The following is a 23,377-nucleotide window of genomic DNA, read 5'->3' on the forward strand; positions in this document are numbered from 1 at the left end:
GGGACCCTTCGGGGTCCGAACGGAGGAGTCCGTCATGTTGATCATCGCCCTGCTCGCCGCTGCCCTGGGTCAGGACGACGCGTCGTCATCCACCCGGGACGGGTCGACGGTCTGCGACCGCGGCGGCAACACGCTTGAGCTCAACGCCTGCGGCGTTCTCGACCTCGAGCGCGAGCAGGCCCGGATGCAGCGCTATCTCGAAGCCGCCCTGGGTCGCGCACACGATTCCGATAGTGCCGACCCGTCGTATGGCGAGGCCACCCAGTCCGTCGCCTATCTCCATGCGTCCCAGGCGGCATGGGCCGCCTACGCCGATATCCGATGCCGGGGTGTTTACGACCAGTGGAAGACCGGCACCATCCGCACGCTCATGGGGCTGGGTTGCCGGATCGAGGCCACGCGCCAGCGGAGCCATGACATCTGGTCGGACCATCTGACCTACCCGGACGCAGCCCCGCCGGTGTTGCCTGAACCTGTTGTGTCTGCGGCCGGTGACGAGGCTGCTGCCCGTCCCTAGGCCGCTTCGACCCTGGTCCCGACGTCCGCCTCCGGGGCCACCAGGCGGGCGATCGCTTCCAGCAGGACATCCGGCCGGATCGGCTTGGCCAGATGCAGGTCTGAACCCGCCTCCAGACTCAGGGTCACGTCTTCGGGCATGGCGTTGGCGGTGAGCGAGATGATGGGCGTGCGGCCACGACCGTCTGCCAGCTCAAGGGCCCGGATTCTGCGGGTTGCCGACAGGCCGTCCAGCACCGGCATCTGCACATCCATCAGGATGATGTCGAACCGGTTCGCCGCGGCCGCCTCAACGGCCAGTGCACCGTTTTCGACCACTGTGAGGTCGATATTCGCCGAGGCCAGGATCATCGAAACGACGCGCCGGTTGACCTCGTGATCGTCGGCGAACAGGACCTTGAGGGCCAGGGGGCCGCTGTCGGGAGCCGGGCTGTCCGGAACGGTCTCGATGACGTGGAACGGAACGTCGGCAATTCGGGGCAACGGCAGATAGGCGAAGAAGATCGATCCACGGCCGGGGCTCCCCCGCACCGCCATCCGTCCCCCCATCATTTCCGTCAGCGAGCGGCAGATCGACAGGCCCAGGCCCGTGCCGCCAAACTTGCGGCTGACAGAAACGTCAGCCTGTTCAAACCGGTCGAACAGTCGACTGGCCGTGGCACGATCAAAGCCGATTCCGGAATCGGAAACGCTGATGCAGATGGCGGACCGCCGACGGCGCACGGCGATGCTGACCTCGCCGGCTGCGGTGAATTTGACCGCATTGCTGATCAAGTTCGAGACGATCTGGCCGATCCGCGTCCGGTCGCCGAGATAGGTGGCGTCCGTGGCTTCGGCCATTCTCAGCGTCAGGCTGAGGCCCTTGGCGGTCGCCGTCGCGGCATGCAGGTCGACGGCGTTGCCCAGCACCTCTCCAAGCTTGAACGGCGCGGTCTCGAACGCCAGCTGTCCGGCCTCGATCCTGGACACGTCGAGGATGTCATTGACCACCAGCTCCAGGGTGCGGCCGGACGCGATGACCGTGTCCGTCATCTCGCGACTATGGGTATCGGTCTGCCGCTCACGCAGCAGGTCCATCAGGCCGATGATGCCGTTCAGCGGCGTACGCAGCTCGTGACTCATGTTGGCCAGGAACTGGGACTTGGCCCGGCTGGCCTGTTCGGCCTTGGCGAGGGCGGCCTCCAGGTCGACCTCTTTCATCATCAGTTCACGGTTCGCCCGGGCCACGGCCAAATGGATTAGGACGATGCTCAGAACGAAGAACGCGAAGACGGCCGACAAATACACCCAGGTCTGTTCACGCATGGCTGTTCCGGGCTTGTGTTGCCGCCAACGCACCGACAGCACCGGCTGGCCACCGTAGTCGGTGATGATCGCCTCCGCCTGCTCGGGGCTGCGGGGAAATGAGGGGGCCACGAGAACGGCGTCTATCAGCAGGTATCGCGCCGCGATGTTCGCAAGGAAGGTTTCGTCCAGGGCGTCGGCGGCAAATACGATCGGCGCGCGAGGGCCGGCGGGGCGGGCGGCCCCGAAATCCGGCTGGACCAGAGTCGCCACGATCGCATACGGCTGACCGCCGATCATTGAGACGGTTGCCGCCTGGATCGGTCTGGCAATCATCTTGCGCGACAGGTTGCGGACCCGAAACAATCCGCGCTGGCGTTCCTTCGCCCGGATGTCCTCAATCAGATGCGGCAGGGCGATTGAAGGGGAGCCTGATGTGGACATGTCGATGGTTTCGCCGTTAACGGCCCTGTAGATCGACCGGTCCGAGCGGTCGACGATTTCGGCCAGTTCGAATCCGTCGGCTTCGCTCAGATAGGTACCGATGTTCAGGCTTGCCCAATCGGAATCAAACCGGTTATCGAGCCGGACGACAGCCTCGTCCCAGGTCACCTGCGGCATGACGAGTGCCGCCAGTTCGTCCAGCCGGGTCGCGAATCCGATCTGAATCTGTCGACGCTCGAACTCGCCCGAATAGGTGTCGGCGCTCCGGGCCCCCGCGACCAGCGACAGTCCGAGTAAGGCCATGCCGCTGACGGCGAGCGCGAGGAGCAGGCGAGAGAGCCAGACTGAACGCCGATGAAAGTGTAAGGCGATACGCATGGCGGAAAGATCGACGACACCCGTTACCGTTGTGTTATCCGACAGCCATTTGAATTATCTGAATATATCACGCTTCGTAAAACGCTGTAACGGCGCGCACGTCAGGGTTAATGCATGGACGCTCGGGGGCAAGCGACTGATCCTGACGCCTGTTTTCGATGCCGCGCAGAATTTCTGTCTTTGACGCCGTTTGGCGTCCGTGCAGGCCGGAGCCTGTGGCATCCGGACGGCCAGAATCACCCATGTCGGTCAAAAAGGCGGTCCGACATCGATGCCCACCGGGTCCCGGACCCGCATCGCGACGGAAAGTCGCCGGCACCGGTCGCTAGACCAGCGCCGCCACGCCCGGTCCGGACTTCCAGTCCCGGAACGTCACCTCCAGCGGCGGCTCGCGGTCACTGCGGGCCAGCTCGACGATCAGCGGGCCAATTTCGGACGGGTGGGGCACATCCTGCGGATCCTCGCCCGGATAGGCCTGGGCCCGCAGCATGGTGCGCATCCGGCCCGGATCAACCACGGCGGCGCGGATCGGCGTCGATTCGATCTCGTCGGCCCAGCATTTGATCAGGGCCTCGGCCCCGGCCTTGGTCGCGGCATACATGCCCCAGAAGGCCCTGGGTGCGGCGGCCACACTGGTGGTCAGATAGAGGGCGCGCCCGGCGTCCGAGGCCCGCAGCAGCGGCTCCAGCGAACGGATCAACCGGTAGATGGCGGTGAAATTGGTCTTCTCGACCTTGGCCCAGACCCGCGGATCGGAGTGACTGACCGGGGTCAGGCCCGAGGCCCCCATGGTCGCCGCCGCCTGGACCCAGATATCCAGCTTGCCGAAGCGTTCGAAGATGGCCCCGCCCAGTCGGTCGATGGCCCCGCCGTCGACGAGGTCGAACGGCACCAGGGTCGCGTGCTGGCCGGTGGCGGCGTAGATGGCGTCGTCCAGCTCTTCCAGCCCGCCCTGGGTGCGGGCGGTGGCCACGACGTGGGCCCCGGCCTTGGCCAGGGCCAGGGCGGCTTCATAGCCGATGCCGCGCGAGGCCCCGACGACGAGGGCAATACGGTCTTTCAGGGGAAGGTCAGGGGACATGGGGCCTGATAGCGCGCGCCCGGGCCGGGGCAAAGTCCCTTAGGCGGTCACCAGCAGCGACAGCTGGCGATAGGTAGCGTCGCGGCCCCCCTGTTCGATCTCGCGATCCAGCAGCCGGGTCGGATAGTCGCCGGTGAAATAGTGGTCCGTGAACTGCGGATTGACCGGGTCGCGCGGTCCGGCGTCCATAGCCTCATACAGACCGTCGACCGACAGGAAGCCCAGGCTGTCGACCTCCAGCATCGCCTTCATCTCCGCCATCGTCTTGTTGGCCGCGATCAGCTGGTCCCGCTCGGGCATGTCGATGCCGTAGAAGTCCGGGTACAGGATCGGCGGGCTGGCCGAGCGCAGATGCACCTCGGTGGCCCCGGCGGCCCGCACGGCCCGGACCAGCTTGGCGGAGGTGGTGCCGCGGACGACCGAATCGTCGATCAGCACGACCCGCTTGCCTTCCAGCACCGAACGGTTGGGACTGTGCTTCATGCGCACGCCCTTCTGTCGGGCTCCCTGGTTGGGCTGGATGAAGGTTCGGCCCAGATAGTGGCTGCGGATGATGCCCATCTCATAGGGGATGCCGCTTTCGCGGGCGTAACCCAGGGCCGCGGGCACGCCGGAGTCCGGTACCGGCACCACGACGTCGGCGTCGACCGGAAACTCGCGCGCCAGGCCCTGACCCATGCGCTGGCGCACGCCATAGACCGAGCGGCCGTTGACGATGCTGTCGGGGCGCGAGAAATAGACATATTCGAACAGGCACGGCCGGGCGGCGCGGGTCGGGAAGGGCTTCAGCGACTGCAGGCCGTTCTTGTCGATGACCACGACCTCGCCGTGCTCGACGTCGCGCACGAAGGTGGCCCCGATGGTGTCCAGCGCACAGGTCTCCGACGCCAGCACCCAGGCCTCGCCGATCTGACCCAGCACCAGCGGGCGGATGCCCAGCGGGTCCCGGGCCCCGATCATTTTCTTGCTGGTCTGCGCCACCAGGGCATAGCCACCCTCGATCCGCGCCAGCGCGTCAAGGAATCGGTCGACGATCCGCGCTTTGCGCGAGCGGGCGATCAGATGCAGAATCACCTCGGAGTCCGACGTCGACTGGAAGATGGAGCCTTCCGAGACCAGCTGGTTCCGCAGGAACAGGAAATTGGTCAGGTTGCCGTTGTGGCCGATGGCGATGCCGCCGGAATCCAGATCGGCGAACATCGGCTGGATATTGCGCAGGAAGGAGCCGCCGGCGGTCGAGTAGCGGGTATGGCCGACGGCCGCCTGTCCCGGCATCCGTTTCGACAGATCGGTGCCGCCGAAGGCATCACCGACCAGACCCTGATGGCGTTCGGTATGGAAACGCTCCTCATGGACGCTGGCGATGCCGCAGGCCTCCTGGCCGCGATGTTGCAGGGCATGCAGGCCCAGGGCGACGATGGCGGCGGCCCCGTCAGGCTCGGCCCCCCAGACTCCGCAAACACCGCATTCGAGGCGCGGACGGTCATCGTCGGGATCGCGATGGTGGTCACGATGGACGACGGGATCGGCAATCTGGTGGCGCATCGTGACTCCGATGGTCCGGGAAGCGACTAGGGGGTGGTGCGGCGCGGGGTATGCCCTGTTTGGGGCGGGGGCAAGGCCTGGGGATCGGAAAAGCCCTCCTGGACCGAGGAATTGATCACCGGGGTCAGGGCGTCGGCACCCCGGCCGATGCCGGGCAGGACGATCTGGATGACGCGGGCGGCCCCGGCGCTGACCGGATACAGCATGGCCTGGGTCAGCCAGCGTGGCGTGGCCTCGCCCGGCATCGAGGCGACGATCACGAGATGGATCGCGCCCAGCAGCACCAGCGACCGGGCCGCGCCGACGAAGACGCCGAAGAAGCGATCGATCCCGCCCAGTTGCGGATGGGCCTGGGCCCGTTTCGACAGGGCCGAGCCGAAGATGCGAATGCCGAAATAGACCAGCAGGAAGGAGGCGATGGCGGCAGCAATGGCACCTGCCCAGTCCGGATCAATCAGGGACCGGCCGATCGGCGTGGTGAAAGGCAGGGCCACCAGCGCCAGGAAGGCGGCCAGGACGAAGCTCAGCAGGGTGATGATTTCGCGCGTCGCGCCGCGCACCCAGCCGGCCGCAGCCGAGGCGAGGATCACGAGTAGGGCGAGAGCGTCAAAGCCGGTCACGCGGTCGGTTGATCCTCGGATTGGAGTTACTGAAGACCCTCATAGCGGTTTTGCGAGATTCGATCGACCGCTTCTGTCAATCGCGTCACCGAAGTCACCGCCACCCCGCCGCCCTTGACCGTCAGGGGCGGGGTGAGGGCGTGGTCGAAGCCCAGTTTGCGGGCCTCGCGCAGCCGCGCCTCGGCCCGGCCGACGGCCCGCACCTCGCCGGACAGGCTGATTTCGCCGAACACCACACAGCCCTGGGGCAGGGGTTTGTCGGTGGCCGAGGAGATCAGGGCCGCGGCGGCGGCCAGGTCGGCGGCGGGTTCGTTGATGCGCAGGCCGCCGGCGACGTTCAGATAGATGTCCTGGTCGCCGAAGCCGAAACCGCAGCGGGCCTCCAGCACCGCCAGCACCATGGCCAGCCGGCCGGTGTCCCAGCCGACGACCGCGCGGCGCGGCGTGCCATAGGCCGATTTCGATACCAGGGCCTGCATCTCGACCAGCACGGGGCGAGAGCCCTCGATCCCGGCGAAGACGGCGGCTCCCGGGGCCCGGTCCTTGCCCTCGCCCAGGAACAGGGCGGAGGGATTGCTGACCTCGCGCAGGCCGGTGTCGCCCATTTCGAACACGCCGATCTCGTCGGTGGCCCCGAAGCGATTCTTGCCGGCGCGCAGGATTCGGAACGGATAACCGCGCTCGCCCTCGAAGCTCAGAACGGCGTCGACCATGTGTTCGACCACGCGCGGCCCGGCGACCTGCCCGTCCTTGGTCACATGGCCGACCAGGACCACGGCCACCCCGTGTGACTTGGCCAGCCGCACCATCTCACCGGCGCAGGCCCGCACCTGGGTGACCGAGCCGGGCCCGGCCTCATGGGCGTCGGACCACAGGGTCTGGATCGAGTCGACGATGACGATGTCGAATTTCTCGCGCTTCAGCGTACCCAGGATATCGCGCAGGGCCGTGGCCGAGGCCAGTTCGACCGGGGCCCTGGACAGGCCCATCCGTTTGGCCCGGGCCCGGATCTGCTCGATCGCCTCCTCGCCCGAGATATAGGCCACCCGCGCCCCCTTCAGCGCCGCCCGACCGGCCACGTCGAGCAGCAGGGTCGATTTGCCGACGCCGGGATCGCCACTCAACAATATGGCCGAGCCGGGCACGACGCCGCCACCGCACACCCGGTCGAACTCCTTGACCCCGGTGACGATGCGCGGCGGTTCGGGCGCGTCGGACTGCAGGGTTTCGAACTGCAGGCCGCGGGTGCGGGCCGCACTGACCGGTTTCATCGCCCCCGGCGGGGCCGAGCGGCTCTCCTCGACGATACAGTTCCACTGGTTACAGGCCCCGCACTGACCGGACCACTTGCCGTGGACCGCCCCGCAGGACTGACAAACATAGATCGCACCGTCTCTGGCCATGACCCTGACTTACAGGAGTCGCGGACGGTGGGGCAGGGGTCGGAACAGGCCTGCGTCCGTTTCTGACGCGGGTGGGCCCGGGGTTCAGCCGATATAGACTCGCGGCACCCGCGGCGTGACTGCCGACAGTAGTTCATAGGCGATGGTTCCGGCCGCCGTCGCGGCCTCGTCCAGCATCCGGCGGGATCCAAACAGCTCGGCCCGCTCGCCGACGGCGATGTCCGTGCCGGTGACGTCGACGGCGATGACGTCCATCGACACCCGTCCCACGATCGACCGTAACGCGCCGCCCAGCCACACCGCGCCCCAGGGACTGCTGCTGCGCAACACACCGTCGGCATAGCCGGCGGCGCAGATGGCGATCCGGCGCGGCGTCTCGGCCCGGAAGCCTTCGGAATAGCCCACGCTCTCGCCGACCGGCACGTTCCGCACCTGCAGCACCTCCGCGGTGAAGGTGGCGACGGGCCGCAGCCGGTCGTCAGGACGCCCCTCGGGGCCGCCGCCATACAGGCTGATGCCGGGGCGCACGGCGTCGAACGCGAAGTCCGGACCCAGGAAGACCCCGCCCGAATTGGCGAACGACCGTACCGCACCGGGATAGCGCAGGGCCGCAGCGGCAAAGACGTCGCGCTGCTGCCGGTTCATCGCCGCCTCGGGCGCGTCGGCGCAGGCCAGATGGCTGATGACCAGACCCAGACCCTCGAACGGCTCGGGCGCGTCCTCGGGCCGGAAACCCAGCCGGTTCATGCCGGTGTCGATCTGCAGGCCGCAGGCCCCGCCACCGGCGGCCCGCCATGCGGTCAGCTGTGCGCCGTGGTTCAGGACCGGACTCAGGCCGGCGGCGATCATTGCGGCGGCCCCGTCGCCGATGCAGCCGTCCAGTACATGGATGACCGGCTCCGGCCCCAGGGCTCTGCGCAGGCTGAAACCGCCCTCGGCCCGGGCCACGAAGAAGGTTCGCGCGCCCTCGGCCATCAGCCGTCGCGCCACCGGCACCGCGCCCAGCCCGTAGGCATCGGCCTTGACCACCGGATGCACCGGCACGCCGCCGAGGGCCTCCAGCGCATGGAAATTGTGCGCAAGCGCGTTCAGGTCGACGGAAAGCGTGGCGGGGGCGGGCATGAACGCCTTATGCCGCAACTTTTGTGCAGTGCACACCTGAAAACGTCGAACCTATTCCGGGATGTCGCGGAAGTTCGAATAGCGGCCGTCGTTGGCCAGGTTGCCGAACCGGGTGGTGTCGGCGTCGAAGCTCAGCTTGACGATGCCGATCGGGCCGTGGCGTTGCTTGCCGATGACGACCTCGGCCTGATGCTGCAGGACGTCCATGTCCTCCTGCCATTTCAGATGCTCCTCGGTGCCTTCGCGCGGCTCGGTCCGGCCCAGGTAGTAGCTCTCGCGATAGACGAACATCACGCAGTCCGCGTCCTGCTCGATCGAGCCGGATTCGCGCAGGTCGGACAGCTGCGGCCGCTTGTCCTCGCGATTTTCGACCTGACGCGACAGCTGCGACAGGGCCAGGATCGGAACGTTGAGCTCCTTGGCCAGGGCCTTCAGCCCCCCGGTGATCTCCGACACCTCCTGCACCCGGTTGCGCTGGTTGTTGCCGTCGCCGACGGTGATCAGCTGCAGATAGTCGATGATGATCAGGTCCAGGCCCTGTTCGGCCCGCTTCAGCCGTCGTGCCCGCGCCGCCAGCTTGGAGATGGCCAGACCGCCGGTGGCGTCGATGTACAGGGGGCTTTCGCCAATCTCGATGGCCGCGTCCCGCACCTTGCCGAAGTCCGAGGCGTCGATCTCGCCCTTTCTCAGCCGGTCCGAGGACACGCCCGAGGCGTCGGCCAGGATCCGCATGGCCAGCTGTTCGGCACTCATCTCCAGCGAGAAGAAGGCCACGACGCCGCCGTTGACGGTCTTGCGGCCCTCCGGCGTCGGCTCCCAGCGATAGTTGCGGGCGATGTTAAAGGCGATGTTGGTGGCCAGCGCCGTCTTGCCCATCGACGGTCGCCCCGCCAGGATCAGCAGGTCGGACGGATACAGACCGCCCAGCTTCTGGTCGAGGTCGTGCAACTGGGTCGCCAGGCCGGCCAGTTTGCCGTCGCGCTGGTAGGCTTCGCCCGCCATTTGAACCGCCCCGGCCAAAGCGGTGGAAAAGCTGACGAATCCCGATGACGGCTTGCCGGTTTCGGCCAGGGAGTAGAGCGACTGCTCGGCCTGTTCGATCTGGTCCATGGCCGCCCGTTCGGGATCGGGGGCCTCCTTCATGATATCTCCGCCGATGCGGATCAGGTCGCGGCGCAGGGCCAGGTCATAAACGACCCGCGCATAGTCGGCGGCATTGGCGGCCGGCGGGGCCCGGTCGACCAGATCGGCCAGATAGCGCAGACCCCCGAACTCGGCGAAGGCCGGATCCTGCTTGAACCGTTCCATCAGGATGGTCGGCTCGGCCAGCATGCCCTGGCGGATATGGTCCTCGATCGCGTCGAACAGCCGGTTGTGGAACGGCTCGTAGAAATGCGACCCGCGCAGGCGGTCCGACAGCCGTTCGAACACGGCGTTGTCGAACATCAGCGAGCCCAGCAGCGCCTGCTCGGCCTCGAGATTGTGCGGCAGGGAGGAAATCGACGCGGAGTCGGCGGAGAAGGGGGCGAAGGCGTTCATCGGTTAACGCTTAGCCCCCCGCTGCGTCGGAAGCGGACGGAAATGTCGGTCCCGGTCCAGATGAACGGGGACACCTCTGTGGACGGTCCGTTTCGGCCCGGTCAGGCCGGGCAGGGATGCTCTTCGGCCATCCATTCGCGGATGGCCTGGGTCACGCTGATGTTGCGGCGGGCGGCGGGAATGGCATTGAACCGGCCCAGCAGCCGCTCCGGATTGACCGACACCCGTTCGGGCATGCAGGCGGCCGGGCGGCGTCCGGCGGCGCGGGCGGCCGCCTCCTCCGAACGAACCGTCTGGAAGGCCCCCTTCATCTCGTTCATCAGCCGGCGCGTGTCGGACCGCAGCATGGCGGTCGGATTGCGCGGAATCCCGGCGGCGGTGGTGAGGAATTGCTGGACCGTCATCCCGTTGGCGCTGGCGGCCCCGGCGATGAGGCTGGCCGCGAGGACCACGGCCAGCGATGTCTTGCGGATCATGGGTATTTCCTGCGGTTGAACGCGGCAGTGTGTGGGGCGGATTGTGGCCGAACAAGGGCATGAAGCCGGTGCGACGGGCACGAAAAAGGGCGCACCCGCAAAGGTGCGCCCTCTTCGTCGTTAGGTCGGTGTAGGGCCTAGGCTTCCGAGCCCAGGCCGTCCTGCTGGCCGGCACCGCCGGCCACCATGTCGCGCGCCTGTTCGAGAGCCGCGGCGCGGTCCTCGTCATAGGCGGCCTTGATGACGTCTTCACCGGCGGCCTGACGCTCGGCTTCCTCGGCCGAACGTGCGATGTTGATCTTGACCTTGACCGAGACCTCGGCGTGCAGCCGGACCGCCACTTCGTGGACGCCCAGATGCTTGATCGGGGTGTTCAGCACGATCTGGCTGCGCTCGACCTTGCCGCCTTCGGCCGTGATGGCCTCAACGACGTCGCGACCGCCGACCGAACCGTACAGCTGGCCCGTCTCGCCGGCCTGACGGATCATGACATAGGTCTGACCGTCGATCTTGCCGCCGATCTTGCCGGCCTCTTCCTTGTTCTTCTCGTTGCGGGCCTCGATGGCGGCGCGTTCGAGTTCGAAGGCTTTGAGGTTGTTGGACGTCGCGCGGCGAGCCTTGTCGCGCGGCAGCAGGAAGTTGCGAGCGAAGCCGTCCTTGACGGTCACGACATCGCCGATGGCGCCGAGGTTGTCGACGCGCTCGAGGAGAACGACCTTCATTACTTCACCACATAGGGCAGGAGGGCCAGATAGCGGGCGCGCTTGATGGCCTTGGCCAGTTCACGCTGCTTGATCTGGGAAACAGCGGTGATGCGCGAGGGCACGATCTTGCCGCGTTCGGAGATGTAACGCTGCAGCAGCTTCACATCCTTGTAATCGATCTTCGGCGCGCCTTCGCCCGAGAACGGGCAGACCTTGCGGCGACGATGGAAGGGGCGACGGCCGGCGGCACCGGAACCGGCAGGAGTGCCGGGGGTCACGGGGCCGCGGGCGGGAGCAGTCGTATCGGTCATGCTGCGCTTTCCTTATTCGGCTTCGGCGACGGCGGCCGCAGGGGCCTCGTCGGTGCGCGGGGTGCGTTCGCGTTCACGTTCGCGCTCGCGTTCACGGCGGGCCAGCAACGGCGACAGCTCGAGGTCGAGCTCCTCGACGCGGACGGTCAGCCAGCGCAGCACGTCTTCATTGATCGACAGCTGACGCTCGACCTCGGCCATGGCGGCGGGCGGGCAGTCGACGGCGAGCAGCGAATAGTGTGCCTTGCGGTTCTTCTTGACCCGGTAGGTCAGGTTGCGCAGACCCCAGTACTCGATCTTGGCGACGGAACCGCCGCCTTGTTCGATCAAGCCCTTGATGGTGTCGTTCAGCGCTTCGGCCTGTTGCGCGCTGATATCCTGGCGCGACATGACCGTGTGCTCGTAAAGAGCCATGCGGTAGTCTCCCTTGTGGGCGTCGGCGTGAGACAGACCGGGTTAAAGTCCGTTCCCACGATGGCTCCTGCAGCGGCGGCCGGAATGAGTTCCCGAACCCTTTGATGTTCCGCGACAGGACCGAAGCCCTGGAAAGCGGGCGCATATAGGGGAAAAGGGGCGGCAGGGCAAGCGATCGCGGGCCTCAGAAGCTGCGTCGCACCGAGGCATAGATCTGGCGGTTGCCGTCGGTCCGAGACCGTTCGGCATAGACCGGAGCCCCCTGGTTGCGCGGCGCGTTGAACAGGATGAATTCGTTGCCGTTGTTTCCGCCGACGAACAGACCGGCCGACAGGCTCAAGGTCGCGTTCGGCCGGTAGCTGACGTTGGCGTTGACGTTTGGATCGCTGCGGAACCGGGACAGGGTGCTGGGCGCATAGCTCCTCTGATCCTGACCGCTCGATGTGTTCAGGCTCCAGTTGATGCGGCGGGCCACGAGGTTCTGACTCAGGCCCAGCGACCAGCCGAACGGTTGATCGCCGGACACCCGTCGATTGAGCGTGGTGACCGGGTCCTCGGTCTCCGACCAGCGCAGGGTCACCTGGGCGTTCAGCAGCCCCCCGGTCAGGCCAAGGCGATCCAGCGGCTGACGGGTGGACAGGCTCAGCCGGTCACGGGTCGCCGTGCCGACGTTTCGGGTGATGTTGAAGGGGCGGGCGACGGCTTCGCCAGGCGGAATCTCGTAGATCACCACCGAGCCGAGCACGTCATCGAGCCATTCGTGGGTGAATTCGGCGATGACCGTGCCCTGCCGGTCGAACAGCCGCTCATACCGCGCACTGGCCTGCCACGCCTGGCCCGGACGAATGTCCGGGTTGCCGCGTCCGAAGATGCCGGTCTCAAAGGCTGCCGAGGCGGTGAAGGCCCCGAACGACAGCTGGTCGACCGTCTTCTCCAGCCTGAGATTGACGGTCTCGCGGGGGCGGGGTGTCCAGGTCGCCATCAGGCGCGGTTTCAGATAGCGCAGGCTGGTTTCCGCCTCTCCGGCGCTGCCGGCCGCCGTGATCCGCGAGGTCTCGAACCGCAGACCACCCTCGAAACTCAGCGCCGGTCGCGCCGCCCAGCCTGCGGTCAGGAAACTCTCGGTGCGCAACTCCTCGACCTGGGTATCATCGCCGGCCAGCCGCAGCGGATTGCCGTTGAAGGTATAGCTGGTCCCGGTATCGACCCGGTTGAGCGCCATCTCCGATCCTGTTTCCAGGCTCCACCGACCCGTCGGCGGAAATTTCACCGACCCCGACACAATGCTCTCACGCGAAACCTGTCCGGTCGTCGTGTCCGAGGTGAAGCGTGGCGACGCATAGCGGCCGTCATTGGTGTTGTCGGTCAGCGACTGGAACCCGACCAGTTCGAGGTTGAAGCCGCGCGGCAGGCTGCGGGTCCAGCGCAGACCGGCCTCACCCCGCCAGCGGGTGGAATCGCTGCCACTGCGCTCCTCGCCGCCGGGAATCAGCAGCCGGTCCAGACCCTGATAGTCGCTGCCGTTGTAGTTGATCAGGGCGTTGGCCCGGATGCGCCCGCCGCCCAGGGGGCCCTCATAGACACCCGTGGTTTCGCCGGAGGTGAAGTCGACCGCTGCATCGCTCTGGGCCAGGAAGATCAGGTCGCCATCCGGCAGCCGGCGATCGCGACGGCCGGTGATCCGTTGGCTCCCGGTCGACAGCCGCACCGACCCGTCCAGCGACCGGCCGTCCCGTTGGCGCTGGGCCTGCAGACTGACGCTGGGCTGCAGGCGCAGGTCGTCGGTGATGTTCAGGCTCGACGACACGGCACCGGACATGCCCGCGTCCGGCCTGCGGATAACGTTGGCCACGACAGTCTTGCCCTGCATGTCGATGCCGCCGGCACCGGCGCGGACGATGTCGATTCTCAGGACCTGGGCCGCAGGAATGCGGGCCACCACACTGCTCAGGCTGTCACTGCGCGTCGGCGGGCGCTCCCCGTCGATCAGCACATTGCCCGCCGTGCCCGCGAAACCGCGTGCGCTCGACCCGCCGTCGAACTGAAACCCCGGAATCCGGCCGATCATGTCGAGCGCCGTGACGGGCCGGTATTCGGCGAAAAAGGCGGGCAGGTAGGGGGTGACGTTCGCGTCGACGACCGCCGCTGGCGCGATCGCCTGGGCCTGCGCCCCCGTGGCGACCCCTGTGACCGCGCCAAGGCCCAGCATCGTCGCACCCAGCGCGAGAGCGCGCCGACCTCTGCAGATCATGTTGTGGAATTCCCGTCCCTTGTCCCGTTGACGGTTCTAGTCAGCATTGTGTCGAAGCTTCGACCACAACCTGACTAATCTGTAATCTGTTGCCGGAGGGAGGCCACGGCTTGTCGCGTCGCCGCCTTTGTCTTACCGCTGCCCCCTCGATTCAACAGCCTTCGGACCGCCCATGACCCTCGCCCTCCTGTTTCCCGGACAAGGCAGCCAGTCGGTCGGCATGGGCGTGGCCCTGGCCGAGGCCTTCGCCAGCGCCCGCGAGATCTATGCCGAGATCGACGACGCCCTGGGCCAGAAGCTGGCCCTGCTGATGCGCGAGGGTCCCGAGGACCAGCTGACCCTGACCGAGAACGCCCAGCCGGCCCTGATGGCGGTGTCGCTCGCCGCCGTCCGGGTGCTGAAGGTCGAGTTCGATATCGACGTGTCGCGCGCCGCCCTCGTGGCCGGTCATTCGCTGGGGGAATATTCGGCCCTGTGCGCCGCCGGGGCCCTGACCCTGGCCGACACCGCCCGGCTGCTGAAGCTGCGCGGCCAGGCCATGCAGCGTGCCGTGCCGGTCGGGCAGGGGGCCATGGCCTCGCTGATCGGGCCCAAGACCGACCTGGCCCTGGCCGAGGCCGCCGCGAAAGCCGGCTCCGAGGTCGGCGTCTGCGTCGTCGCCAATGACAACAACGCCGGCAATATCGTCATCTCCGGCGACAAGGCCGCCGTCGACCGCGCCATTGAGAAGGCCAAGGAACTGGGCGCGCGGGCGATTCCGCTGAACGTCTCGGCCCCCTTCCACTGCCCGCTGATGCAGCGCGCCGCCGACGAAATGGCCGAGGCCCTGTCCGGGGCCACCCTGCTGGGCCCGCGCGTGCCGGTGGTCGCCAACGTCACCGCCCGCCCCGAGACCGACCCCGAGACCCTCCGTCGCCTGCTGGTCGAACAGGTCACCGGCCGCGTGCGCTGGCGCGAGAGCATGGAGTGGATGGCGGGTGATGGCGGGATCACCCGCTTCGCCGAGATCGGCTCGGGCAAGGTCCTGACCGGCATGGCCAAACGCATCGCGCCGGATGCCGAGAGCATGGCCCTGAATACGCCGGAAGATCTGGAAGCGTTCGCGAAGTCGTTCCAATGAAGCGGCTAAGCTATTCCGAGGAGCAGGAGTATCTGGTTGCGGCGATTATGCACCTCGCTGTCTATGAGCGGTACTGGGCCCGTTCTCCCTCGGAGATGGCCAAAGAGCTATCGCTCGACGAAACCCGCCTAGAGCGGGTGCTGCAGGGATTCAAAGGCCTTTTCCGTGAGTCGACGCATACGGGTTCCACCGCCTACGCATTGCAGGCGCGGTACGCACTGAGAGAGCAGGGTGCGCCGGTTACAGCCCGTCCCTTATCGGAAACGACCACTGCGATGTTGCTGACTTTTGTTATGCAGGCCGCAGCCGAAGAACGCCGCTTGGCGGTGGCCGAAAAGAGCGGCAACGCGGCCAAGGTTGCCGCTTTAATATCAGCCATCGCGGCCATTGCGGCAGCGGTCATCGCCTATTTCGCGTCCGCGACCTGAACCGGAGCCATCAATGTTCAATCTCACTGGCAAGACCGCCCTCGTCACCGGGGCCACCGGCGGCATCGGCGGGGCCATCGCCCGCTCGCTGCACGCCCGGGGCGCGACTGTCGTTCTGTCCGGCACGCGCGAGGCGGTGCTGCAGGATCTGGCGAAGGAGCTGGGTGAGCGCGCCTTTGCCGCCGCCGCCAATCTGTCGGACCCCGACTCGGTCGACGGCCTGATCGCCCGCGCCGAGGAGGCCGCCGGGGCACCGCTCGACATTCTGGTGGCCAATGCCGGCATCACCAAGGACGGCCTGCTGATGCGGATGAAGGACGAGGACTTCCAGTCGGTCATCACCGTCAATCTGGAATCGTATTTCCGCCTGTCGCGCGCCGCGATGAAGGGGATGATGAAGCGCCGCTCGGGTCGGATCATCGGCATCACCTCGGTGGTCGGCGTCACCGGTAACCCGGGCCAGACCAACTATGCCGCGTCCAAGGCGGGGATGATCGGCTTCTCCAAATCCCTGGCCCAGGAAGTCGGCAGCCGCGGCATCACGGTGAATTGTATCGCCCCCGGCTTCATCGCCTCGCCGATGACCGATGTGCTGAACGACGCCCAGCGCGAGACCATCCTCAAGGCCATCCCGGCCGGCCGCCTCGGCACCGGCGACGAGATCGCCGCCGCGGCCGTCTATCTGGCCTCGGACGAGGCCGCCTATGTCACCGGCCAGACCCTGCACGTGAACGGCGGCATGGCGATGATCTGACCGTCCGGTCGCGGCCGGGGCATGCAATCAAAGCCTGCGGCGACTCTTCCCCAAGCGGGCGGCTGTGCTAAAGGGCGGTGACGCAACCGGCTGTGCAGCCTCTTTGGGCTTGCGCCACCGGCGCTGTCGTGGGACGGCAATCGCGAAGACAAACGCTGGTGCTGCGGCACCATAATGAAGGCAGAGACCCCATGTCCGATACCCTGGAACGCGTTCGCAAGATCGTCATCGACCATCTGGACGCCGATCCCGAAAAAGTGGTCGAAAAGGCCAGCTTCATCGACGATCTGGGCGCTGACTCGCTCGACAACGTCGAACTGGTCATGGCGTTCGAGGAAGAATTCGACATCGAGATCCCGGATGATGCCGCCGAGCACATCCAGACCGTCGGCGACGCCGTCAAATTCATCGACGGCAAGCTGGCCGGCTGACCTCCGGTCAACTGACGGTTTCAGTGGCCGCCGTGGTGCGCCCCTAGCGGGGCCGCCCGGCGGCCATTACTGTTTCTGGGCACGGATTCTGTTGAAGGAGCGCCCATGCGCCGCGTTGTAGTCACCGGTCTCGGTCTGCTGACCCCCCTCGGGGCGGGTGTCGAGCATAATTGGCAGGGAATCCGGGACGGTCGCTCCGGCATCGGGCCCATCACCAATTTCGACGTCGAGGGCTGGGGCTGCACCATTGCCGGCGAGATTCCGTCGGTCGACGGACGCGGCGGCGGCGCGCCCGGGCAGCCGGGTGTGTTCGATCACGAACAGATCATGTCGCCCAAGGACCGCAAGCGGGTCGACGACTTCATCGTCTATGCCATCGCCGCCGCGGACGAGGCCCTGGCCGATGCCGGCTGGAAGCCCGAGAGCGACGAGGACCAGGAACGCACCGGCGTCATGGTCGGCTCGGGCATCGGCGGTCTCGGCCCCATCGCCGACACGGCCATCATCCTCAAGGAACAGGGCCCGCGACGGGTCAGCCCCTTTTTCATCCCCTCGGCCCTGATCAACCTGACCTCGGGCCAGATCTCGATCCGCCACGGGCTCAAGGGGCCGAACCATTCGGTCGTCACCGCCTGCGCCACCGGGGCCCACGCCATCGGCGACGCGGCGCGGATGATCGCCATGGACGACGCCGATGTGATGGTCGCGGGCGGGGCCGAAAGCTCGATCGTGCCGATCGGCATCGCCGGCTTCCTGGCCTGCAAGGCGCTGTGCACCAGTTTCAACGACACGCCGGAGAAGGCCAGCCGGCCCTATGACAAGGACCACGCCGGTTTCGTCATGGGCGAGGGGGCCGGGATCATGGTGCTCGAGGAATACGAGCACGCCAAGGCGCGCGGCGCCAAGATCTATGCCGAGGTCGTCGGCTACGGCATGAGCGGCGACGCCTATCATATCACCGCCCCGTCCGAGGACGGCGAGGGGGGGCTGCGGGCGATGAAGGCGGCGCTGAAGCGCGCGGACATGCAGCCTTCGGACCTCGACTACGTCAATGCCCACGGCACCTCGACCATGGCCGACTGGATCGAGCTGCGCGCGATCGAGCGGCTGGTCGGCGACCACGCGAAGAACCTCGCCGTGTCCTCGACCAAGTCGATGACCGGCCATCTGCTGGGGGCCGCCGGGGCCATCGAATCGATCTTCTGCGTGCTGGCCATCCGTGACCAGGTCGCGCCGCCGACCATCAATCTCGACAATCCCGAGCACGAGACCGCCATCGACCTGGTCCCGCACAGGGGCAAGGCCCGCAAGATCGATGTAGCCATGTCCAACAGCTTCGGCTTCGGCGGCACCAATGCCTCGGTCATCTTCCGGAAGGTCGACTAGATGGCGCGCGGCGCCAAGCCGGGCCCGCCCGCGGGGGGACGGTCCGGCCTGATGGTCGGCCTGCTGGCCGCCTCGGCCACCTTTAGCCTGTTCCTGATCGCCGGTCTGTTCTGGGGCTGGAGCGTCTTCTACGCCCCGGGCCCGGCCGCGGCCCAGGGCGACACCACGGTCGTCACCCTGCCGAGCGGGTCGGGGGTTCCGGCCATCGCCGCCACGCTGAAACAGGCGGGGGTGATCCGCTCGACCGACATGTTCAAGGCGGCGGCCAGCCTGACCGGGGCCGACCGCAAGCTGCGGGCCGGCGAATATGAGGTGCCGTCGCGCGCCTCGCTGCGCTCGGTCATCATCCTGCTCGTCGAGGGCCGGGTGGTGCGTCACTATGTGACCCTGCCCGAGGGCTGGTCCTCGGCCCAGGCGGTCGACATCCTGATGCGCCAGCCGATCCTGACCGGCGAGGTCGAGGTCCCGGCCGAGGGCACGCTGTGGCCCGACACCTACGAGATCAGCCGGGGCGAAGCCCGTGCCGCCGTCATCACCCGGATGCAGCGGGCCCGCGACCGCAACCTGGCGCGGCTGTGGGCGCTGCGCGGCCCCACCTCTGTGGTCCGCTCGCCCGAGGAGGCGATGATCCTGGCCTCGATCGTCGAGAAGGAGACCGGGGTCGCCTCGGAGCGTCCGCGTGTCGCCGCCGCCTTCTCCAACCGGCTGCGCATCGGCATGCGGCTCGAGAGTGATCCGACCATCGTCTACGGCATCACCAAGGGCCGGCCGCTGGGCCGGGGCATCCGCCGCTCCGAGCTGGATCGGCAGACGCCGTGGAACACCTACCAGATCAACGGCCTGCCCCCGACGCCGATCGCCAACCCCGGCGAGGAAGCCCTGGCGGCCGTGCTCAACCCGCCGCGCAGCGACGAGCTGTTCTTTGTCGCCGACGGCACCGGCGGTCACGCCTTCGCCCGCACCTATCCCGAGCACCTCGCCAATGTCGCCCGCTGGCGCGCCATCGAACGCGAGAAGGCCGGCCTGCCGCCGGTGGTGGTCGCGCCCGAGGTCGCCCCCGAGGTCACGGCGGAGGGGGAGGCTGCGGCTGCCCCGGCCGCCGGTGTCGCCGTCATCACGGTCCGCCCGCCGGCCCCCGCCCGTCCGGCCCTCGACCGGCCATGAACCCGATCTCGGGCATGACCGGCTTCGGTCGGGCCGACGGGGCGCAGGACGGCTGGACGTGGTCGGTCGAGGCCCGCTCGGTCAACGGCCGGACCCTCGATGTGCGTTTCCGGGGGCCGCCCGGCTTTGACAGTCTGGAACGGCTGGCCCGCGCCGCCGCCCAGGCCCGCCTCGGCCGGGGTCAGGTCACCCTGGGTCTGCAGGCCCGGCGGGTGGAGGCCGGCACGCCGACCGTTCGGGTCAACCAGCCGGTGCTCGACCACTATCTGGCGCTGGCCAAAACCCTGACCGTTCAGGGGGCCACGCCGCCGACCGCCGACGGCCTGCTGGCCCTGCGCGGGGTGCTGGAGATCCCCGAGGAGGTCGAGGACCCGGACGCCCGCGCCGCCGTCGAAGCCGCCATGGCCGCCACCATCGACGCCGCCCTCGACGCCCTGAAGATCTCGCGCGAGCGGGAAGGGGCCCAGCTGCTGCCGGTGCTGACCGGCTTCGTCGACCGCATCGCCGCCCTCGTCGCCGAGGCCGGCACCGGGGCTGAAGACCAGACCACCGCCGTGCGCGAGCGTTTCGCCCGGCGCATGACCGACCTGGCCCCGAATCTCAGCGAGGCGGGGGCCCCCGGCCTGGCCGACCGGATCGTGCTGGAGGCCGCCGCCCTGGCGACCCGCGCCGACGTGCGTGAGGAGCTGGATCGCCTCACCGCCCACGTCGCCTCGGCCCGCACCCTGTTGCACCAACCCCCCGCCGGCCGGAAACTCGACTTCCTGACCCAGGAATTCATGCGCGAGGCCAACACACTGTGCGCCAAATCGGCTACCACCGCGCTCACCGCCACCGGACTCGAACTGAAGGCGGTGATCGAACAGCTGCGTGAACAGGTCCAGAATGTCGAATGAACGCACGCCCCGCCGGGGTGTCCTCCTGATCGTCGCCAGTCCCTCGGGTGCCGGCAAGACCTCGCTCTGTCGCCGGCTGATGGCCGACCACGGCGGGCTGGAGCTGTCGGTGTCGATGACCACCCGCGGTATCCGCCCCGGTGAAGTCGCCGACCGCGACTATCATTTCGTCGACGACGAGGAGTTCCAGCGCCTGATCGACCAGGACGCCTTCCTCGAATGGGCCGATGTGCACGGGGCCCGCTATGGCAGTCCGCGCGCCCCGATCGACCGCGCCCTGTCCGAGGGCCGCGACGTGCTGTTCGATATCGACTGGCAGGGCGCGCGCGACATCGCCGAGAAATGCCCGCAGGACGCCGTCCGCGTCTTCATCCTGCCGCCCAGCCTCGAGGAGCTGCGCCGCCGTCTGGTGACCCGCTCGCAGGACGCCGAGGCGGTCATCGAACAGCGGATCCAGAACGCCAAGGGCGAGATCGAGCACTGCGAGGAATTCGACTACGTCTTCGTCAACGACGATTTCGACCGCTCCTACGCCGAGCTGGCCCATATCTACCACGCCGAACGCTCGCGCCAGTCGCGCAACATCTGGCTCAAGGGCTACCGCCGCGCCCTGCTGAACGAGGCGGTCTAGGGGGTCACACGTCTCCTCCCTGTTTGCATGGGGAGGGAATCCGCGTTGCGGTCGAGGGGCGACGCGACCTGACGGGCGAATAGCACTCCGGATAAACCGGGTGCAAGGAGTCCAACGCCTGCGGTCCGATGTCTGAATTCCCGGGCATCGCCTTCAGATCCTTGATGTTCGTGTCGGCGGTGGCGACCCGTCCCGGCGGTTCGCGGCTGGACTCGCGCCGGGGCGGTGCCAGGGCGGCGGCACGCGCACCCGCCAGATCGCGGGCACGGGTACGCGCCCACACCCGCCGACGGCGAATGCGCCAGGCGCACGACGGTGTGGTGAAGCGGGCAGGGTAAGGATCATGCCCCAGTGTCACCCAGACCCGGACCGAGGCGGGAAATTCAGCGCTCCGCCGCAGAAAGCCGCGTCAGATCAGCGGGCTGGTGCGCAGCAAAGCGCGGATTCCGGCCGGGAAGGTCGCATTTGTGGCCGCTGTGGCCGGGGCGGTGTGTCGGGTGTGTTCAATCGCGGGCCACGAGACGCGAGATGATCGACTCCTAAGGCAACACCGTTATCCCGTCGGGCGTGTTGCGGCATTTTTTGGTGCGTCTTCCGAAAATACACTTCAAAGTCACGTTCCGAAATCACTGCGGTCGTTAGATGGCTGACGGCTTGTCGTCGTGCAATGTCGCAATACTCAGTACGGACACACCATGTCAGCAATGTCAGATTCTTTAGCTTCGGCTCTAGAACAACTTAAGCAAACGCCTGCCCCTAATTATCCAATCGACGGCTATGAAATTGTAGAATGGAAAATCATTCATGCGTTTGTAGACATGCTTCGAGATGATTCAAACGAGGTAGCAGAATTAGTTGCTGGACAGATTTTAGAAATTGTATTGCCCGTAAAATTCTCTGACGGAGACTTTACCAGCGATCAGCTGAGGTATCAGTATGCCGTTGCAAGTTTGCGCGAATCGGCTCGCGATATTGTGGACAGAAAGGGTGTCGGAGCTACCGCGCAGTTATTTGTAAAGCGAGAAGATTACGAGCAAGAAGTTGCTGGGATGCTTAGTGGGATTGAATTCATTCAATCCTCGCTAGAGGATATAAGAAAAGAAATAAGACGCGATCCGCTCGATGGATTTTCGCTAAATTTCGGACCGATCGGTATTCCGCTAAATGCGGTGACAAAGTCGGCTGGCGTGGCGTCGTCCATCCTCGCCCATGTCGCGGGTATTGATGCGATAGCCCTGTCCCTCCAGCTCCAAGGAATGGCTTCGAATGCGAGGCTTGCGCTTCGACAAGCGCTTTCCCTTCAGGGTATTCCAGATTCTGTCACAGGCCTCCTTCGTGATGTAACGGAACGGGCGGCTGCCACGGCCGACCTGGGGCTGGGAGTTTTAAGGCGCGCTGTGCAGGCGCTTGGAGATGGCGCTTCCTCGACAGTGAGTGCAGCGGTCCAGATCAATGTGGCGCGTACTTTTGGTCTTGTAACGGACGATGTCGCCGTCGATTTGGGAACTTCCAAGCTTCAGGTTTTCGCTAAGGGGCGCGGGGTCGTGGTGGAGAGCGAGGTGCTTCCCCGGGTGCGGGGAGCTAACCCAACGCGCCTGGAGTGGCTGAGCGGCGTCCCCTTATCGGCGCGGCCGATGATCGGCGGAGCGGTTGCGGATGCTGCGGTTACAGAGGCGTTCCTCAAGCGTGCTGTTAGTGGTGCCCAACTAAGTCGAGGAATCGCCAGGCCAACGGTTTTGGTTGCAGTTCCATCAGGAGCTACCGCCGTGGAGCGCCGAGCCCTGCAACGCGTCGTCAAAACGCTACCGGCAAAGAAGGTGCGAGTTATAGATGCGCCTATTGCCGCCGCAGCGGGTGCCGGAATGAATGTTTCTGGCATAGAGGGATGTATGATTGCTGATATTGGAGCAGGAAAGACAGAAATTTCTGTCGTTGCTCTTAACGGGTTGATTTACTCGAGATCAATAATGGTTGGTGGCGATGATCTTACTATAAAACTACAGGACTACATATTTCGCACTAAAGGTGTATCTGTATCATTAAGTGAATGTGAGTTGATCAAGAGGCGTTATAAGGCGGTAAGGTTCTCAAATGAGAATAATTCACCGTACGAAATTGTCGGGTTTGATAAGTTTAGAAAGTTAAAGTCGTCAACATTTATAACTGATCAGAACGTTGAAGAAGCTATTGCTGAGCCAGTTACGCAAATTATTGAAGCATTTAAGGTAGCGCTTGAGGCAACTCCGCCAGAAATTGCTGATGCGGCGCAGAGGAATGGTCTCATGCTGACTGGTGGTGGCGCACTTCTGAGCGGTCTAGCGGAAGAGGTTCGTGACCACACAGGTCTTCCCGTAAGCATTTCGGTTGACCCAGCCTCAGCTGTTATTCGTGGGTTGTCCCTTATTCTTGAAGATCCGGCTTTCGTAAGATTGCTCGATCATACCGTTTGAGCGTGGAGATTAACGGGCGTCGCTCAATC

At 66.3% G+C, this 23,377-nt stretch carries 22 protein-coding genes; 10 read left to right on the forward strand and 12 right to left on the reverse strand.

Translation table 11 applies throughout. The annotated features are described in order from the left end of the window. Positions 1 to 34 precede the first annotated feature (34 nt). On the forward strand, positions 35 to 517 hold the full coding sequence (locus tag AACZ75_RS06300) for a lysozyme inhibitor LprI family protein (protein WP_339871913.1): 483 nt from the start codon (positions 35 to 37) through the stop codon (positions 515 to 517). On the opposite strand, the gene AACZ75_RS06305 is transcribed toward AACZ75_RS06300, so the two are convergent. The 12 genes from AACZ75_RS06305 to AACZ75_RS06360 all read right to left on the reverse strand — a co-directional run bounded on the left by AACZ75_RS06305 (position 514) and on the right by AACZ75_RS06360 (position 14,088). Continuing rightward, positions 514 to 2,547, reverse strand: coding sequence for an ATP-binding protein (locus AACZ75_RS06305; RefSeq protein WP_339871914.1), 2,034 nt, complete (start codon positions 2,545 to 2,547; stop codon positions 514 to 516). The two genes, AACZ75_RS06300 and AACZ75_RS06305, sit on opposite strands and share 4 nt — an antisense overlap. A 400-nt stretch (positions 2,548 to 2,947) precedes the next feature. Then, positions 2,948 to 3,703: an SDR family NAD(P)-dependent oxidoreductase gene (locus AACZ75_RS06310; RefSeq protein WP_339871916.1), complete on the reverse strand. Its 756-nt coding sequence runs from the start codon at positions 3,701 to 3,703 to the stop codon at positions 2,948 to 2,950. 39 nt (positions 3,704 to 3,742) lie between these two features. Continuing rightward, a complete protein-coding gene (gene purF, locus AACZ75_RS06315) occupies positions 3,743 to 5,248 on the reverse strand; it encodes an amidophosphoribosyltransferase (protein ID WP_339871918.1) in 1,506 nt (501 codons plus the stop codon). 26 nt (positions 5,249 to 5,274) lie between these two features. Beyond that, on the reverse strand, positions 5,275 to 5,868 hold the full coding sequence (locus tag AACZ75_RS06320; RefSeq protein ID WP_339871919.1) for a CvpA family protein: 594 nt from the start codon (positions 5,866 to 5,868) through the stop codon (positions 5,275 to 5,277). Between the two features lie 26 nt (positions 5,869 to 5,894). Continuing rightward, a complete protein-coding gene (radA, locus tag AACZ75_RS06325) occupies positions 5,895 to 7,271 on the reverse strand; it encodes a DNA repair protein RadA (RefSeq protein WP_339871921.1) in 1,377 nt (458 codons plus the stop codon). 84 nt (positions 7,272 to 7,355) lie between these two features. Beyond that, positions 7,356 to 8,393, reverse strand: coding sequence for an alanine racemase (alr, locus tag AACZ75_RS06330; protein ID WP_339871922.1), 1,038 nt, complete (start codon positions 8,391 to 8,393; stop codon positions 7,356 to 7,358). A gap of 51 nt (positions 8,394 to 8,444) precedes the next feature. Continuing rightward, positions 8,445 to 9,932 carry a replicative DNA helicase gene (locus AACZ75_RS06335; protein WP_339871923.1) on the reverse strand — a complete coding sequence of 496 codons (1,488 nt, stop codon included), beginning with the start codon at positions 9,930 to 9,932 and terminating at the stop codon, positions 8,445 to 8,447. 101 nt (positions 9,933 to 10,033) lie between these two features. Continuing rightward, entirely contained in the window at positions 10,034 to 10,408 is a 375-nt protein-coding gene (locus AACZ75_RS06340) for a hypothetical protein (RefSeq protein WP_339871924.1), read from the reverse strand. Positions 10,409 to 10,545: 137 nt separating this feature from the next. Continuing rightward, positions 10,546 to 11,130, reverse strand: coding sequence for a 50S ribosomal protein L9 (gene rplI / locus AACZ75_RS06345; protein WP_339871925.1), 585 nt, complete (start codon positions 11,128 to 11,130; stop codon positions 10,546 to 10,548). Then, positions 11,130 to 11,423 (reverse strand): 30S ribosomal protein S18, encoded by a 294-nt coding sequence (gene rpsR / locus AACZ75_RS06350; protein WP_339871926.1) that lies wholly within the window; start codon positions 11,421 to 11,423, stop codon positions 11,130 to 11,132. Before rpsR ends, rplI begins: the two co-directional genes overlap by 1 nt. 12 nt (positions 11,424 to 11,435) lie before the next feature. Then, the gene (rpsF, locus tag AACZ75_RS06355) at positions 11,436 to 11,837 is read right to left on the reverse strand and encodes a 30S ribosomal protein S6 (RefSeq protein WP_339871927.1); all 402 of its coding nucleotides are present in this window, start codon (positions 11,835 to 11,837) and stop codon (positions 11,436 to 11,438) included. Positions 11,838 to 12,021: 184 nt separating this feature from the next. Next, complete coding sequence (locus AACZ75_RS06360) at positions 12,022 to 14,088, reverse strand: hypothetical protein (protein WP_339871928.1); 2,067 nt, start codon at positions 14,086 to 14,088, stop codon at positions 12,022 to 12,024. A 172-nt stretch (positions 14,089 to 14,260) separates the two neighbouring features. On the opposite strand from AACZ75_RS06360, the gene fabD reads away from it, so the two are divergent. From fabD to AACZ75_RS06405, 9 genes are all read left to right on the forward strand, one after another. Next, entirely contained in the window at positions 14,261 to 15,208 is a 948-nt protein-coding gene (fabD, locus tag AACZ75_RS06365) for an ACP S-malonyltransferase (protein ID WP_339871930.1), read from the forward strand. Next, positions 15,205 to 15,636, forward strand: coding sequence for a hypothetical protein (locus AACZ75_RS06370; RefSeq protein WP_339871931.1), 432 nt, complete (start codon positions 15,205 to 15,207; stop codon positions 15,634 to 15,636). Before fabD ends, AACZ75_RS06370 begins: the two co-directional genes overlap by 4 nt. Positions 15,637 to 15,649: 13 nt before the next feature. Further along, positions 15,650 to 16,390 carry a 3-oxoacyl-[acyl-carrier-protein] reductase gene (fabG, locus tag AACZ75_RS06375; protein WP_339871932.1) on the forward strand — a complete coding sequence of 247 codons (741 nt, stop codon included), beginning with the start codon at positions 15,650 to 15,652 and terminating at the stop codon, positions 16,388 to 16,390. Positions 16,391 to 16,581: 191 nt separating this feature from the next. Further along, positions 16,582 to 16,821 carry an acyl carrier protein gene (locus AACZ75_RS06380; protein ID WP_300444219.1) on the forward strand — a complete coding sequence of 80 codons (240 nt, stop codon included), beginning with the start codon at positions 16,582 to 16,584 and terminating at the stop codon, positions 16,819 to 16,821. Positions 16,822 to 16,926: 105 nt separating this feature from the next. Continuing rightward, positions 16,927 to 18,207, forward strand: a complete 1,281-nt coding sequence (fabF, locus tag AACZ75_RS06385) for a beta-ketoacyl-ACP synthase II (protein WP_339871934.1) — start codon at positions 16,927 to 16,929, stop codon at positions 18,205 to 18,207. Next, on the forward strand, positions 18,208 to 19,371 hold the full coding sequence (gene mltG / locus AACZ75_RS06390) for an endolytic transglycosylase MltG (protein ID WP_339871935.1): 1,164 nt from the start codon (positions 18,208 to 18,210) through the stop codon (positions 19,369 to 19,371). It abuts the gene before it with no gap. Beyond that, a complete protein-coding gene (locus AACZ75_RS06395) occupies positions 19,368 to 20,267 on the forward strand; it encodes a YicC/YloC family endoribonuclease (protein WP_339871936.1) in 900 nt (299 codons plus the stop codon). Before mltG ends, AACZ75_RS06395 begins: the two co-directional genes overlap by 4 nt. After that, positions 20,257 to 20,898 (forward strand): guanylate kinase, encoded by a 642-nt coding sequence (gene gmk, locus AACZ75_RS06400; RefSeq protein ID WP_339871937.1) that lies wholly within the window; start codon positions 20,257 to 20,259, stop codon positions 20,896 to 20,898. The genes AACZ75_RS06395 and gmk overlap by 11 nt, the downstream gene beginning before the upstream one ends. 695 nt (positions 20,899 to 21,593) lie before the next feature. Next, entirely contained in the window at positions 21,594 to 23,348 is a 1,755-nt protein-coding gene (locus AACZ75_RS06405) for a rod shape-determining protein (RefSeq protein ID WP_339871938.1), read from the forward strand. The last annotated feature ends 29 nt before the right edge of the window (positions 23,349 to 23,377 follow it).

Origin of the sequence: uncultured Brevundimonas sp., from assembly GCF_963975535.1 — a bacterium.
Lineage (GTDB): Bacteria > Pseudomonadota > Alphaproteobacteria > Caulobacterales > Caulobacteraceae > Brevundimonas.